The sequence below is a fragment of the Bacteroides sp. An51A genome (genome assembly GCF_002161565.1).
GTDB lineage: Bacteria > Bacteroidota > Bacteroidia > Bacteroidales > Bacteroidaceae > Phocaeicola > Phocaeicola intestinalis.
The window spans coordinates 631,906-645,907 of record NZ_NFIC01000001.1 but is presented as its reverse complement, the minus strand read 5'-3'; the positions used below and the strand labels follow the sequence as shown (position 1 = coordinate 645,907).

Here is a 14,002-nt window from a genome sequence, read left to right as displayed (position 1 = left end):
TTAACTACATACAGCCAAGTTGTTTTGAGTACGATATTCCTTTGGGGTACATCCTACTTTTTTCTTGAAGAAGCGCAGGAAGTGTTGCGGATATTGGAATCCCAACATGTCCGCTACCTGTTTCGTGTTCATCTTGGGGTCAAGAAGAGCACTCTTTGCGATTTCCGTTATTTTGGATTGGATAAGTTCATGCGGGCTCTTGCCTGTTTCTGATTTTACCAAATCGCCAAAATAGTTGGGAGAAAGGCAAACTTTTTCAGCAAAATATTTCACGGTGGGAAGCCCTTGCAGGTGTGCCGTGCCGGAATCCCAATACTCGTCCAGCAATTGCTCGAAACGGATAAGGACATCGTTGTTCAGCACTTCGCGCGTGACGAACTGACGTTCATAAAAGCGCATGCAATAATTGAGCAGCACTTCAATGTTGGAGATTATCAGCGGTTTGGAAAACCTGTCGATGGGGTGCTCCAGTTCATGGGCTATCTTGTTCATATAGTCCTGCACGATGACACGTTCGTCCGCAGACAAGTGCAACGCCTCATTGGAAGCATACGAAAAGAAACTATATTGCTTCATTTTCTGTGCCAATGGGGTACGGAACAGAAAATCGGGATGAAACAACAGTGCATCGGCTTCAGGCACAGGTCCCTCTTCGATACGGTGGATGCTGCCGACTTGTATAAACCCAAGAACGCGGCAGGCAAGCTCCCAGCCATCGCGGTCAGTGGACCGTTCGGGGCAGTGAAAGAGCAGGCATCGGGACTGTATGCGCAGACATTGGCAGAGCACGGTTTCCTGACCATTGCTTTCGACCCCTCTTTTACTGGAGAAAGCGGCGGGCAACCCCGTAGTGTGGCATCGCCGGACATCAACACGGAAGACTTCAGTGCGGCGGTGGACTATCTGTCCACCCGTGACGATGTAGACCCGGAGCGCATCGGCATACTCGGCATCTGTGGCTTTGGAGGTTTTGCCATCAACGCGGCGGCTATGGATACGCGCATCAAAGCGACGGTGGCTTCCACGATGTATGACATCTGTCGGGGGACGGCAAACGGCTACTTCGATGCCAATGACAATGCGGGCGCCCGCTATGAAATGCGCAAGCAACTGAATGCCCAACGGACGGAAGACTATCGCAACGGCACGTACAAGCGCACGGTGATGAATCCCCAGCCTGCCGATGACGCGCCACAATTTATGAAGGATTATTATGACTATTATAAAACGAAGCGTGGCTATCACTCCCGTTCCATCAATTCAGGTCTGGGGTGGAACGTCACTTCCTCGCTTTCACTTCTCAATATGCCCATTTTGGCTTACAGCGATGAAATCCGCAGTGCCGTATTGGTGGTGCATGGCGAAAAGGCACATTCGCGCTATTTCGGTGAGGATGCCTTCAAGAAACTGAAAGGTGACAACAAGGAATTGTATATCGTGCTGGGAGCCAGCCACACCGACCTGTACGACAACCTGGAAAAGATACCGTTCGGCAAGATAGTCGAGTTTTACAACCAATACCTGAAGTGATATGAAACGGTTGATTTACTGCTGTGGAGTGGCTATTTTCCTCCTTTTTACGGCAAATGCCCTTATTGCCTGCTCGGACGATGACCCGATGGAGGAAAGGACGGAAGTTCCCGCTCCGCCATCTGATGAAAATGAGGGCGATTATGAAGGAAACAACGATAACAATAACGGTGATGACAATGCATCCATGGAAAGAAATATTACAATTTCAGTAAACGGAACATCGTTTGCCGCTACGCTGGCAGACAATGAGGCTGCACGGGTTTTTGCAGCCATGCTCCCCCTTAGGCTGGATATGAGCGAGATGAACGGCAACGAGAAATACCATTACTTATCGGAAAATCTGCCTACGGACAGCTATCGTCCGGGGACAATCCAGACAGGCGACCTGATGCTTTACGGCTCGTCTTGCGTCGTCTTGTTTTACGAAACTTTTTCGTCCGGCTATAGTTACACACGCTTGGGGCAGATAGACAATCCCGAGGGGCTTGCCGCAGCCTTGGGAGGTGGAGATGTAAGTATAAGGTTTGAAGTCCGGTAATACCTGTCGATGATTTGTGTATTCTTTGTTACACCGGATTTGTGTTCCGGCGTAACAAAGAAAAGAATATTATCAACCTTTCTCATCCGTTTTTTTTATTTCTCCCCCGAAACCGTTGCTTCCGTATTTGATTTAGAAACTATTTTGAATTTATCGTGTAATGATTTGGGATGAGTTTTTGAGGCATTTCCGCTTCTGTGATGAGGAAGATAGCGGGCTATCTGACAAAGAACAGAAGCGGAAAGAACCAAAAAATCGCCCAAAGCACACACGAAAACGAATACATCAAGACGAGAAAAACTTTTTGGAGAAATTCAAAACAGTTTCTTACATTTGCTCATGCTTTGACCGTTTTCCGGCGCAACACGAAATAAAGCCCCAGTGCGATGAAGGGAATGCTCAATACCTGCCCCATGTCGATGGGCATGGCATTCTCGAAATCCATCTGACGTTCTTTGAGGAACTCGATGAAAAAGCGGAACGTAAATATCAGGGTGATGCAGAGCCCGAAGTAGAACCCTTTGCGTACGTTGTCTTTTCGCTTCCGGAATATCCAGACCATGATGCCGAAGAACACGAAATAGGCAAGGGCTTCGTATAGCTGGGCAGGATGGCAGGGCTGGAGGTCGACCTGCTCGAAGACAAACGCCCAAGGAAGATTGGCCGGCATGCCGATGATTTCGGAATTCATCAGGTTGGCAAGGCGGATGAAGCCTGAAGCTACCGGTGCGGCGATGCCCAACATATCGAGTATGTCCAAGTAGTGCATCTTGGTTTTCCGGCAAAAGAAATACAGGGCGATAATCAAGCCCAACGTCCCTCCGTGGCTGGCAAGTCCGGCATAACCCGTAAATATCCAGTCTCCGTTGGGAAGAAAGCGGACTGGAAGTACGATTTCCAAGGGATGTGCCAGGAAGTAGGAAGGGTCATAGAATAGGCAATGACCCAACCTGGCACCCACAAATGTACCTACCATGCAATATACGAACAGCGACTGGTAAGTATCTATCGGAAATTTCCTCACTTGATAGAGCTTGTACACTACTTGGCAAGCTGCCAGAATGGCAATCATCCAGAAGATGCTATACCACCGAAGTCCGAAATTTCCGATGTGGAACAGTACGGGGTCGGGATTCCAATGAATGTAAAGCAGGTTCATCTATTTTCCTTTATATTTATATTAGAAAATAAACCGCATCACATCGTTGAAGTTCGCCCAAATGAGGAGGGCAAGGAGCAGGAACATGCCTACCATCTGCGCATATTCCATAAACTTGTCGCTCGGCTTGCGGCGGGCGATGATTTCGTAGAGCAGGAACAATACGTGTCCGCCATCGAGCGCCGGAATAGGCAAGATGTTCATAAAGGCGAGGATGATGGAGAGGAACGCGGTCATTTCCCAAAAACGTTGCCAGTCCCATACCTTTGGGAAGATGCTTCCGATGGTACCGAAACCTCCCAGACTCTTGGCTCCTTCGGCGGTAAAGACATACTTCATGTCGTTGGCATATCCTTTCAATGTATTGATTCCTAACATAACACCTGCTGGGAAAGACTGGAAAAAGCCATACGACACATCGGTCACTTTATAATCGATCAAGCCTCCGTAGGCGTTTACCTTGAAGCTGGCATCCGTCTGTACATTGACTGTATCCCGTATTCCGGCACGTGAATAAACCAATGTGAACTCGCCCGAAGTCTTTTCCTGCAATTCGGCGTTCAGTTGAAGGCGGTTCATCTGGTCTAAGAACTCGTTCCAAGAATTGATTTCCGTACCGTTGAATGCTACAAGTGAGTCTCCCTTTTGGATGCCTGCCTGTGCAAATCCTCCTCCGGCTATGACCGAATCCACTACATTCGGCTGGAATACGGATACGAACATCGGACTCTGTTGGGCTACATCGAGCAGGCTCAGTTCGGGCATCAGGATTTGTTTCTCTTCTCCATCGCGAAGCACGGTCACTTCGCGCGCTTCGACGATGCTCCGAATCATGTCTCCGTTGAAGCGGGTTAATTCCTCACCGTCGGCACTTAGGAGAATATCCCCGTCACGAAAACCTATCTCTTTTGCCTGTTCATTAAATTTCATTCCATACGTCATGTCCTTCAGGGCAATGTACGAATCGCCCCATGTAAAAAGAATCATGGAATAAATAAACAAGGCAAGGATGAAGTTCATCAGCACTCCGCCCACCATTACCAGAAGCCGTTGGCCTGCAGGCTTCGAGCGGAATTCCCATGGCTGAGGCGGCTTTTTCATCTGTTCGGTATCCATTGATTCGTCAATCATACCGGAAATTTTGCAATACCCTCCCAAGGGTAGCCAGCCTATACCATACTCCGTATCGCTATGTTTGGGCTTGTATTTGAACAAGGCAAACCACGGGTCGAAGAAAATATAAAACTTCTCTACCCGTATCTTAAAGAGGCGGGCAAAGAAAAAGTGTCCTCCTTCGTGCACAATTACCAGCAGCGAAAGGCTGAGAATGAGTTGGAGAGCACGAATCAAAAATGTTTCCATATCGTTTTCTTGTTTTTAATTTTTTAGTTGGCAAGGTGAAAAGGACGAGTTGACAAGGTTTTGGAATGTTCTCCCAAGGTATTTTAAGCCTTGTCACCTTGTTGTCTTGTCACCTTGTCATCTTGTTTATCACTAATTCTGCGGCAATGCGCCGTGTTTCGGCATCGGTAGCCACATAGTCTTCATACCTCGGGCGCTGGATAAACGGCACGCGTGTCATGGTTTTCTCGATGACCTCACTCATGCCGAGGAACGAAATCTTGTCTTCCAGGAATGCCGCAACCACCACTTCATTGGCGGCATTTACGATGCAGGGCATGTTGCCTCCCTGATGCAGTGCCTCGTATGCCAAAGCCAAGTTGCGGAAACGTTCCGTGTCGGGCTTCTCGAAAGTCAGCGTATTGTATTTGGCAAAGTCCAGCCGCTCTCCCGAAAGGGAAACCCGCTTGGGGTAGGAGAAAGCGTATTGGATGGGCAGACGCATATCGGGCACGCCTAACTGGGCTTTTACCGCTCCGTCCTCGAACTCCACCATCGAGTGGATGACCGACTGGGGATGTACTACTACCTCAATCTGTTCGGGGCGCACGCCGAAGAGCCATTTGGCTTCGATTACTTCGAAGCCCTTGTTCATCATCGAAGCCGAGTCGATGGTTATTTTGGCTCCCATGTGCCAGTTGGGATGATGCAAAGCCTGCGCCTTGGTGACCGTGCGGAGCTGGTCGATGGTGTACGTGCGGAACGGGCCACCCGACGCGGTAAGAATCACCTTCGATACAGGATTGTTCACCTCCAGGCATTGGAAAATTGCCGAGTGTTCCGAGTCTACCGGAAGAATAGGGGTATGATATTCTTGTGCCAGAGCATTGATAATCTCACCCGCTACGACCATGGTTTCCTTATTGGCAAGGGCGATGGTCTTTCCCGCACGGATGGCATTCATTGTAGGCAGCAGACCGGCATAGCCCACCATAGCGGTTAAAACGATGTCAATCGGTTGGGATTCTACAATCTGAGCCAGTGCGTCTTTTCCGGCATACACTTTTACGGGCAAGTCGGAGAGTGCTTCTTTCAGTGCCGGATATTTGTCTTCATTGGCTATCACAACGGCTTCGGGCTGGAATTCGCGTGCCTGTCGGGCAAGCAAATCCACCTGATTGTTTGCCGTAAGAGCATACACTTCGTACAGGTCGGGATGCTCCTTGATGACTTGCAAGGCTTGTGTCCCGATAGAACCTGTAGAACCTAATATCGCTATTTGTCTTTTCATGAGCCTATTCTTAATTCTTCATTCTTAATTCTTCATTTAAAACACAACGTATTGTTCGGGATTGACCGGATTCCCTTTATGCCATAACTCGAAGTGCAAGTGGGGCTTGTCGTCCTTGTCTATGGCATCACCTACCAAGGCGATGCCTTCTCCTCCTTTTACCTTGTCGCCTTCGCGTTTCATCAACGAATTGCAGTGTTTGTACACCGAGATGAAGTTCTGCGGATGCTGTATCTGGATGACGTATCCCCACGTGGGTGTATAACCGGCGAAGATGATTGTGCCTTCCAGTACGGACAGTATCGTTTCATTCGGGCTTGCGGTCAAATCAACTCCATAATGGCGGCTGTCCGGATTGAAGTTCGTAGACATCACGCCCCGCACCGGACGGTAGAAAATCAGTCCGGCAGCTCCCTCTTCAGTAATTGCCGTCAGATTATAACGTTCTTTTTCTTCGTATTGTTTTACAAACTCTTCTTCTTCCTTCGAGCGTGCTATCAGTTCTTCCTCGCGCAAGTCGGTCAGCGAATCGATAGACTGCACCGTATCTGCCTTTACCTGTCCGCTTAAAATGTCGCGGATATTCATCACATAGCGGTTTTGACGTTCGAGCGCAGCCTGTAGCGAATCGGCACGCAGGGCATTTGCCACTACCTGTGCACGCACTTCACTGTTCATGTAGCCGGGCAGATAGTTGCGTAAAGGCGTAAAGACGATTATGGCTGCAGCTATGCAGAATATCACCGCACACGACACCAGCAATACCGACAATCCGTTCAATTTCGAGACGTGAATCCCCACGATCTCCTCCAACGTGTTCTCGTTGACGATACTCAGCTTGTACTTGAACCGGATGTTATGCCAAAATGCCTTGCGCGTTTTTTTCATACCTTACTCCTTATTTATTTTATACCTTATATATATTAAGGTTCGATTAATCCGTCGGGCACGTTTACTTTCATTACCTTCTTCTCCCGGTCTAAACCGATGATAAACTCTTCGTGGGCAGGCAATAAAAGTTCTTCTCCGTCTTTCTCGATGGCGAACAAGACATTGAGGGTAGTATCGTCTACATTCGTTATCTCTCCCAGATAGCCGTGATGCACATCTTCTACCCGGAAACCGATAAAGAAGTTCCAGGAAGTCACGTCCTCTTGCTCGTCCATGAATTTCTTGGGGAAATACACTTCTACGTTGGTGAACCTGCGTGCCTGCTCGGCGGTATCAATGCCTTCGAATTTCACCAGTGCCACCGTATCGGAACGGAAACGGTATTCCTCCATGAAGAACGGAACCAGGATGCCGTCCATGAGCAAGATAAGGTAATCGCAATCCACACGGTCGAATATATCATCGGTAAAGGTGAAAGACACTTCTCCTTTTATGCCGTGCGGCTTGTTGATGACACCGATTTTAAAAACTTCTTCCTTTCTTATCATACGCTTTATTCAATACGGGTGATACGTGCGCCCAAAGCCGACAGGCGTTGTTCGATATATTGGTATCCGCGGTCTATCTGTTCGATGTTATGGATACGGCTGATGCCTTCCGCATCGAGTGCGGCTATCAACAGGGCGATGCCTGCGCGTATATCGGGCGATGTCATGTTGCCTCCGCGAAGCCGGAACGTACGGTCATGTCCGATAACTACCGCGCGGTGCGGGTCGCAAAGGATAATCTGGGCACCCATGTCGATAAGCTTGTCCACGAAGAACAGGCGGCTCTCGAACATCTTCTGATGAATCAGGACACTCCCTTTGGCTTGGGTGGCAACTACCAGCATGACGCTTAGCAGGTCGGGGGTCAGTCCGGGCCAAGGCGCATCGGCTATGGTCATAATCGACCCGTCGATGAACGATTCGATTTCGTAGTGTTCTTGGCAAGGTACGAAAATGTCATCGCCATGTTGTTGCAGGCGGATGCCCAACCGGCGGAAACTGTCTGGGATGATTCCCAGATTCTCGTACGATACGTTTTTAATGGTAATTTCACTTCCTGTCATTGCTGCCATACCGATAAAACTGCCTACTTCAATCATGTCTGGCAAGACACGGTGTGTACATCCTTTCAATGTCTTTACCCCTTCGATAGTCAACAAGTTCGAAGCTATGCCTTCGATATGTGCTCCCATGCGGTTCAGCATCCGGCAAAGCTGCTGAATGTATGGCTCGCAGGCAGCATTGTAGATGGTGGTCTTCCCTTCGGCAAGCACTGCTGCCATTACGATGTTGGCGGTACCTGTTACCGATGCTTCGTCAAGCAACATATAGGTGCCTTTCAATCGCTTTGCCAGAATGCGGAACGTACCCCTTTGATTATCATATTGAAAATCAGCTCCCAGTTTCTGGATTCCCAAGAAGTGTGTATCCAGCCTGCGTCGTCCGATTTTATCTCCTCCCGGCTTGGAAATGACCGCACGTCCGAAACGTGCTACAAGCGGTCCTACCAGCATCACCGAGCCACGCAAGCGCGAACACCGCGCCAGGAAATCGTCGCTTTCCAGATAATCGAAGTTGACAGCATCGGCACGGAACGCATATGTATCCGCATTCTGCTTTTTTACCTTTACCCCCATATCTCGAAGCAGCTGGATAAGGTTGTTTACGTCCAATATATTCGGAATGTTGCTGATAATCACTTCTTCATCGGTCAGCAATGTGGCACAAATAACCTCCAGCACTTCGTTTTTCGCTCCTTGCGGGATAATTTCGCCGTGCAGTTTATGTCCTCCTTCAATTACAAATGATGCCATATAGTCTTCTGGTTTTCAATACTTCCTTTTTTGCTGGTTATTGTTTCTCTGTTGGTTGTTATTGTTCATTTGGCGTCTGCGGGGCATCGTGCGTTGTTCTACCAATTGCACATCATCAATGGTCAATTTGATTTTTTCTCCTGAAAGTTCATACAAATCATCCAGTATTTTCTGGTTTTCCATACCATCCTTGTTGTTCCAGTTCTGGTAATCTTTTTTCATGTGATTGGCAATCATTTGCAAAAGACGCTTACGCTCTTCCCCTTCCGGATAATCGACAGCTATGCGAATCAGGTTCTGTATATAGCTGCCATAGTGCCGGTAACGGATACGATGTTGTGGGTAAGGAATGCGGTCGGGTTTGATTTCCAGGCTTTCCTTTTTTACTACCTCCACCGGATAATCGATATCTAGCTTGAAATCGGACATAATGGCAAGGTGGTCCCACAATTTATGATTGTTGTCATTTGCATCACGCAAGTAAGGAAACATGCCTCCCATGATGTTTATAATCGTATTGGCACAGCGTTGCCGCTCTTTGCGGTCTTCTATCGTCAAAGCATAGTCTACCATGTTTTGTACGCTCCGGCCATATTCCGGTAGCGGCAATCTTCGTTGTTGGGTATTATATTCCATATTTTTTAAGTTAGGGACTAGGGTTCATGTTCTAGTTGGCTCGACTCTTAATATACTTATAAGCATCGGACCGACTCATTTATAATAATTTTTTGGGCTTTGAAGCCACAAATTCCTTCAGGTAAAAAGGTTCAAAATAGGCTACATCCTTAAAATCTTCGATAGCCATTGCCTTTTCAGCCAAAGGGAACATCCATTTGGCTAACGGATAGATCTTTTCGATGAAATGTGCATTGGGGTGTGTTAGCTTTGTCCGGCACTTTTCCGCACCGTTTCCAAAGAAATATACGGGATGATCGGCAAGCAATTCTGCATATGAATGCTCGTCAATCACATCTGCTTCTGTAGGACGTACGACTCGCAACGCACGGTCATAAATAGTAGCATATACCTCCATACGACGCGCATCAATCATCGGGCAAAGCAATGCATCGTCTGGCAATTCGTGGCGAAGTAATACCGGTACACACATCACTTCCAGTGTAGGAAGTCCGATAAGAGGTACTCCACGTCCGTAACACACTCCTTTGGCCATCGACACACCTATACGGAGACCTGTGTACGAACCTGGCCCGCAGCTTACTGCTACCGCATCTAACGGTATGGCATGGCTTTCAACAAATGATAACGCCCGGTCTACATATACGCCCAAAGTCACGGCATGTGAAGGCCCGTTGAAGTCTTCTTCCGAATAAATACATGCTCCGTCCTGGCTGACGGCAACCGAACAGACCTCTGTAGAGGTCTCAATATGTAAAATGCACGACATAAATCTATTATTAAGTACGAGTGTGCAAATATACAATTATTTTTTGAGTTTGTAAGTTTTTGAGTTTGTAAGTTTTTGAGTTTGTGTCAGGGGAGTGGCAATTATGGATGTTCTTTTAGCTAAAATAAATGATATGCGAAATGAAGATATATTTAAAGCCTGTTTCAGTTAGCTTCGTGGCCTATAGCAGTTAGTTGGATTGGCTTATGAATATATCTTCGTTTTTCCGGTTGGGTTGATTGTGTCTTGCAAACTTGGGAATTCTCTCTTAGGGCTGGAAATGCCTCAAAAGCTCATTCCCAATCATCGCACGTAAATTCAAAATAGTTTCTAAAAAAATGAAGAAATGTGGCAAATGTTCGGGAAATGACGGGAGATATACAGCTTTTTCTTTTATCTTTGCCCTTATTATCAAAAAGAATTATGGTTATGCATCCATTAGAGTTATTCAAATATTGTCCGAAATGCGGGTCGCCTCGTTTCGAGATTCGCAATGCAAAGGCAAAGAAGTGTGCCGATTGCGGCTTTGTGTATTATTTTAATCCCAGTGCGGCGACGGTTGCCTTTATCTTGAACCGTCGGAATGAATTGTTGGTGTGCCGGCGTGGGAAGGAGCCTGCCAAAGGGACATTGGACCTTTCGGGCGGTTTCCTTGACATGTACGAAACCGGTGAGGAGGGAGTGGCACGCGAAGTGCTCGAAGAAACCGGTTTGAAAGTGACTGAAGCGATTTATCAGTTCTCGTTGCCCAACACGTATCTGTATTCGGGTTTCTTGGTACATACACTCGACCAGTTTTTCTTGTGTCGGGTAGAAGACGATAGCCGTCTGGAAGCAAAGGACGATGTGGCGGATTCGTTTTGGATGCCTCTTGAGAAAGTCAACCCGGGCGATTTCGGACTCGACTCGGTACGGGAGGGAGTAGCTCGTTTTTTAGCCTCACATAAATCGGAAGGATATGAAGAATAGGAAAAAGAAGGTGTGGATGGCAGGAGCCTTGTGTGTGTTGCCGTGGATGGCATTTGCCCAGCAGACCGAACCGCTCACCGGGCCGTCACGCTTGTACGACGAAGCGAAGGAGTTGTTCCTTCGGCACGATTATGCCGCCGCGCGGCAGGCACTGACACATTATTTGCGGCAAGAGCCTCAGACAACTTTTGACGAAGAGGTGGCTTATATGCTGGCTTGTACTTCGTATGAACTTGGCAAACCCGACCGTATCAGTCAGTTGGAGACATACATTGCCCGTTATCCGGATTCACGCTATTTGAATCGTGTGTATGCTTTATTAGGCTCTGCCTGTTTCTTCGACGGGAATTACCGGAAAGCCATTGCTTGTTTCAAGAAATGCGATATCCATTTGCTTGCCGATTCCGAACGTGATGAATCTTTGATGCGTTTGGGAACGGCTTGCCTGAAAGAGGGGGACTTGAAAGAAGCGGCACTCTGGTTTGCCGTATTGAAAGACGTGAGCAGCGAGTATCGCACGGATGCGGTTTACCAGCTTGCTTATATCGACTATGCACGGGGGCAATACGATACGGCACTGGAGGGCTTTCGTATTGCCGGAACCAGTGAGAAATATGCTCCTTATACTCCTTATTATATAGCCGACATTTATTTGCAACGGAATGATTATGGAAGGGCTGGGAAAATGGCAGATATGTACCTGGAGGCTTATCCCCGTCACGAATATGCCCGGTTGATGCAACGTGTCAAAGGGGAGGCTTGTTATGGGATGGAACGTTATGCCGAGGCTGTAAAGCCTTTGGAAATATATAGTCAGAGCCAGGAAGGGGAGTACGACAGGAAAGCCTGGTATGAACTGGGTATGAGTTATTACCAGACGGGGGTGTATTCGAAAGCGGTAGAAGCCCTTGGGAAAACAGTCGGCACTGCAGATGCACTGGCACAAAACGCCTATTTACACAGTGGGCTATCGTTTCTTCAATTGAAAGACCGGACGCGTGCCCGTATGGCTTTCGAACAAGCTTCGGCAATGACGTTCAATCGTAATGTGCAGGAACAGGCTTTGTATAATTACGCGCTTTGCATCCACGAGACTTCTTATTCGCCTTTTGCCGAGTCGGTGACGGTGTTCGAGCGGTTCTTGAACGAGTTTCCCAATTCTGTTTATACGGACAAGGTGAACGATTATCTGATAGAAGTGTATATGAACACTCGCAGCTATCAGGCAGCTTTGCAATCCATTGCCAAAATCAGTCATCCGGGTGCCCGCATTCTCGAAGCCAAGCAGAAACTGCTGTTCCGTGTCGGGACACAGGCGTTTGCCCAGGCTGCTTTCGAAAATGCCATCGAATATTTTAGCCGTTCCATTGAGTTGGGACGTTATAACCAGCAGACGCTGGCAGATGCCTATTATTGGCGGGGCGAATCGAAATACCGGATGGAGAATTACGGGCAGGCTGCTGCCGATTACCGGCTTTATCTGGAATACACTCCTGACCGTACGGGTGATGAGTACGCGCTTGCTTTATACAATCTGGGCTATGTCGCTTTCAAACAGAAACAATACGAGCAGGCACTCGGATGGTTTACCCGCTGCTCGCAAGTGCAGGCAAAGGACCGCAAGGTAGCGGCTGACGTGTATAACCGGATGGGAGATTGTAATTTCCATTCCCGGCGTTTCGAAGAGGCGGAAGCTCTTTATGCGCAAGCCTTGGCGACTGACCCCGGCCTGGGTGATTATTCGCTTTTCCAGGAGGCTTTCGTAAAAGGTCTGCAACGGGACTATAGTGGGAAAGTACAAACCCTGAACCGCTTGCTGACCGACTATCCGGCTTCGACGTACATCGATGATGCCTTGTACGAGCAGGGACGGGCTTTCGTGCAGCAAGAGAGTAACGCTGCCGCCATCGAACGTTATCAGGTGTTGCTTCAACGTTTTCCCGACAGTCCTCTTTCGCGCAAAGCTGCCAACGAAATCGGATTGCTCTATTATCAGGAAGACAAGTATCCCGAAGCCATCGCCGCCTACAAGAAAGTGATAGCTGACTATCCGGGAAGCGAGGAGGCACGTTTGGCGCAACGTGACTTGAAATCGATTTATATTGATCTGAATAAGGTGGACGATTACTTGAACTTTGTGGCTACCCTTCCGGGAGGGGGGGACTTCGATGTGAACGAGCGTGATTCGCTCACCTACACTGCTGCCGAACGAGTCTATATGCGTGGCGAGACGGCTGAGGCGAAAGTCAGTTTCACCCGCTATCTCCAGTCGTTTCCACAAGGAGCATTCAGTGTCAATGCAGTGTATTATCTGGGCGTGATAGCTTATGGCGAGAAGAATTATGCCGAAGCGTCCACGTATTTGGATAAGGTACTTGATTACCCCGATAATCCATTCTCGGGTGAGGCTATGAAACTTTCTGCCGGCATTGCTTTCCAAAACAAGGATTACGGAAAGGCGCTTGGCTTGTACAAGCGGATGGCAGACCGTGTCGTTTCGCAAGAAGAACGGATGGAAGCTTTGCAACACGCGTTGGAATGTGCCCGTTTGAGTGGAGACGCAGAGGAGACTATCGGGATGGCATCGGTGTTGCTTGCACAGAGCAAGCTGACTCCCGAATTGACTAACGAAGCTCGCTATGCGCGTGCAAAGGCACGGTTGGGTAAAGGCGAATCCCGTGAGGCTGTGGATGACCTTGCAGAACTGGCTAAAGATACGCGTAACGTTTATGGAGCCGAAGCCAAGTATCTGCTTGCGCAGTTGTATTTTGATGCCGGTGAAACCGAAAAGGCAGAAAAAGAAGTGCTCGGATATATAGAGGTGAGTACGCCTCATACGTATTGGCTGGCCCGAAGCTTTGTGCTCTTATCAGACATTTATGTGAAGATGGGGCGTAATCTGGATGCAAAGCAGTATCTTTTATCTTTGAAACAGAACTATCAGGAGCAAGATGATATCCAGGAGATGATAGAAACCCGTTTGGCACAACTGAATAAAAAATGAGAAGTTAAGG

At 48.1% G+C, this 14,002-nt stretch carries 11 protein-coding genes and 2 pseudogenes; 4 read left to right on the top strand and 9 right to left on the bottom strand.

The features are described 5' to 3' along the window. Window positions 1-636, bottom strand: a pseudogene (locus B5G04_RS02525) (helix-turn-helix domain-containing protein); the annotation flags it as partial. Window positions 637-666: 30 nt separating this feature from the next. On the opposite strand from B5G04_RS02525, the pseudogene B5G04_RS02520 reads away from it, so the two are divergent. Both B5G04_RS02520 and B5G04_RS02515 read left to right on the top strand, forming a co-directional pair. After that, window positions 667-1,530 (top strand): annotated as a pseudogene (locus B5G04_RS02520) (alpha/beta hydrolase); the annotation flags it as partial. Window position 1,531: 1 nt separating this feature from the next. Beyond that, the gene (locus tag B5G04_RS02515; RefSeq protein WP_239414010.1) at window positions 1,532-2,071 is read left to right on the top strand and encodes a cyclophilin-like fold protein; all 540 of its coding nucleotides are present in this window, start codon (window positions 1,532-1,534) and stop codon (window positions 2,069-2,071) included. A 337-nt stretch (window positions 2,072-2,408) separates the two neighbouring features. Here the strand turns inward: B5G04_RS02515 and lgt are convergent, their stop codons facing one another. The 8 genes from lgt to tsaB all read right to left on the bottom strand — a co-directional run bounded on the left by lgt (window position 2,409) and on the right by tsaB (window position 10,019). Further along, window positions 2,409-3,230 carry a prolipoprotein diacylglyceryl transferase gene (lgt, locus tag B5G04_RS02510; RefSeq protein WP_087395604.1) on the bottom strand — a complete coding sequence of 274 codons (822 nt, stop codon included), beginning with the start codon at window positions 3,228-3,230 and terminating at the stop codon, window positions 2,409-2,411. 21 nt (window positions 3,231-3,251) lie between these two features. Continuing rightward, window positions 3,252-4,592 carry an RIP metalloprotease RseP gene (rseP, locus tag B5G04_RS02505; protein WP_087395601.1) on the bottom strand — a complete coding sequence of 447 codons (1,341 nt, stop codon included), beginning with the start codon at window positions 4,590-4,592 and terminating at the stop codon, window positions 3,252-3,254. A gap of 109 nt (window positions 4,593-4,701) precedes the next feature. Then, a complete protein-coding gene (locus B5G04_RS02500; RefSeq protein ID WP_087395598.1) occupies window positions 4,702-5,862 on the bottom strand; it encodes a 1-deoxy-D-xylulose-5-phosphate reductoisomerase in 1,161 nt (386 codons plus the stop codon). 36 nt (window positions 5,863-5,898) lie between these two features. Continuing rightward, window positions 5,899-6,750 carry a M23 family metallopeptidase gene (locus B5G04_RS02495; RefSeq protein ID WP_087395596.1) on the bottom strand — a complete coding sequence of 284 codons (852 nt, stop codon included), beginning with the start codon at window positions 6,748-6,750 and terminating at the stop codon, window positions 5,899-5,901. 35 nt (window positions 6,751-6,785) lie between these two features. Beyond that, complete coding sequence (rimM, locus tag B5G04_RS02490; RefSeq protein ID WP_087210765.1) at window positions 6,786-7,301, bottom strand: ribosome maturation factor RimM; 516 nt, start codon at window positions 7,299-7,301, stop codon at window positions 6,786-6,788. A gap of 5 nt (window positions 7,302-7,306) precedes the next feature. Further along, window positions 7,307-8,614, bottom strand: coding sequence for a UDP-N-acetylglucosamine 1-carboxyvinyltransferase (gene murA / locus B5G04_RS02485; protein ID WP_087250543.1), 1,308 nt, complete (start codon window positions 8,612-8,614; stop codon window positions 7,307-7,309). A gap of 15 nt (window positions 8,615-8,629) precedes the next feature. Next, window positions 8,630-9,250: a DUF4290 domain-containing protein gene (locus tag B5G04_RS02480; RefSeq protein WP_022040219.1), complete on the bottom strand. Its 621-nt coding sequence runs from the start codon at window positions 9,248-9,250 to the stop codon at window positions 8,630-8,632. 79 nt (window positions 9,251-9,329) lie between these two features. Next, a complete protein-coding gene (gene tsaB / locus B5G04_RS02475; protein ID WP_087395593.1) occupies window positions 9,330-10,019 on the bottom strand; it encodes a tRNA (adenosine(37)-N6)-threonylcarbamoyltransferase complex dimerization subunit type 1 TsaB in 690 nt (229 codons plus the stop codon). A 429-nt stretch (window positions 10,020-10,448) separates the two neighbouring features. On the opposite strand from tsaB, the gene B5G04_RS02470 reads away from it, so the two are divergent. Both B5G04_RS02470 and B5G04_RS02465 read left to right on the top strand, forming a co-directional pair. Then, a complete protein-coding gene (locus B5G04_RS02470; RefSeq protein WP_022040217.1) occupies window positions 10,449-10,988 on the top strand; it encodes an NUDIX domain-containing protein in 540 nt (179 codons plus the stop codon). Continuing rightward, window positions 10,978-13,992 (top strand): tetratricopeptide repeat protein, encoded by a 3,015-nt coding sequence (locus B5G04_RS02465; RefSeq protein ID WP_087395591.1) that lies wholly within the window; start codon window positions 10,978-10,980, stop codon window positions 13,990-13,992. The genes B5G04_RS02470 and B5G04_RS02465 overlap by 11 nt, the downstream gene beginning before the upstream one ends. The last annotated feature ends 10 nt before the right edge of the window (window positions 13,993-14,002 follow it).

Excerpts from the sequence above, each read along its gene's own strand:
- B5G04_RS02500 (WP_087395598.1), bottom strand. The coding sequence starts at position 5,862 with ATGAAAAGACAAATAGCGATATTAGGTTCTACAGGTTCTATCGGGACA.
- B5G04_RS02480 (WP_022040219.1), bottom strand. The coding sequence starts at position 9,250 with ATGGAATATAATACCCAACAACGAAGATTGCCGCTACCGGAATATGGC.
- B5G04_RS02465 (WP_087395591.1), top strand. The coding sequence starts at position 10,978 with ATGAAGAATAGGAAAAAGAAGGTGTGGATGGCAGGAGCCTTGTGTGTG.
- rimM (WP_087210765.1), bottom strand. The coding sequence starts at position 7,301 with ATGATAAGAAAGGAAGAAGTTTTTAAAATCGGTGTCATCAACAAGCCG.
- murA (WP_087250543.1), bottom strand. The coding sequence starts at position 8,614 with ATGGCATCATTTGTAATTGAAGGAGGACATAAACTGCACGGCGAAATT.
- B5G04_RS02515 (WP_239414010.1), top strand. The coding sequence starts at position 1,532 with ATGAAACGGTTGATTTACTGCTGTGGAGTGGCTATTTTCCTCCTTTTT.
- tsaB (WP_087395593.1), bottom strand. The coding sequence starts at position 10,019 with ATGTCGTGCATTTTACATATTGAGACCTCTACAGAGGTCTGTTCGGTT.
- lgt (WP_087395604.1), bottom strand. The coding sequence starts at position 3,230 with ATGAACCTGCTTTACATTCATTGGAATCCCGACCCCGTACTGTTCCAC.
- B5G04_RS02495 (WP_087395596.1), bottom strand. The coding sequence starts at position 6,750 with ATGAAAAAAACGCGCAAGGCATTTTGGCATAACATCCGGTTCAAGTAC.
- B5G04_RS02470 (WP_022040217.1), top strand. The coding sequence starts at position 10,449 with ATGCATCCATTAGAGTTATTCAAATATTGTCCGAAATGCGGGTCGCCT.
- rseP (WP_087395601.1), bottom strand. The coding sequence starts at position 4,592 with ATGGAAACATTTTTGATTCGTGCTCTCCAACTCATTCTCAGCCTTTCG.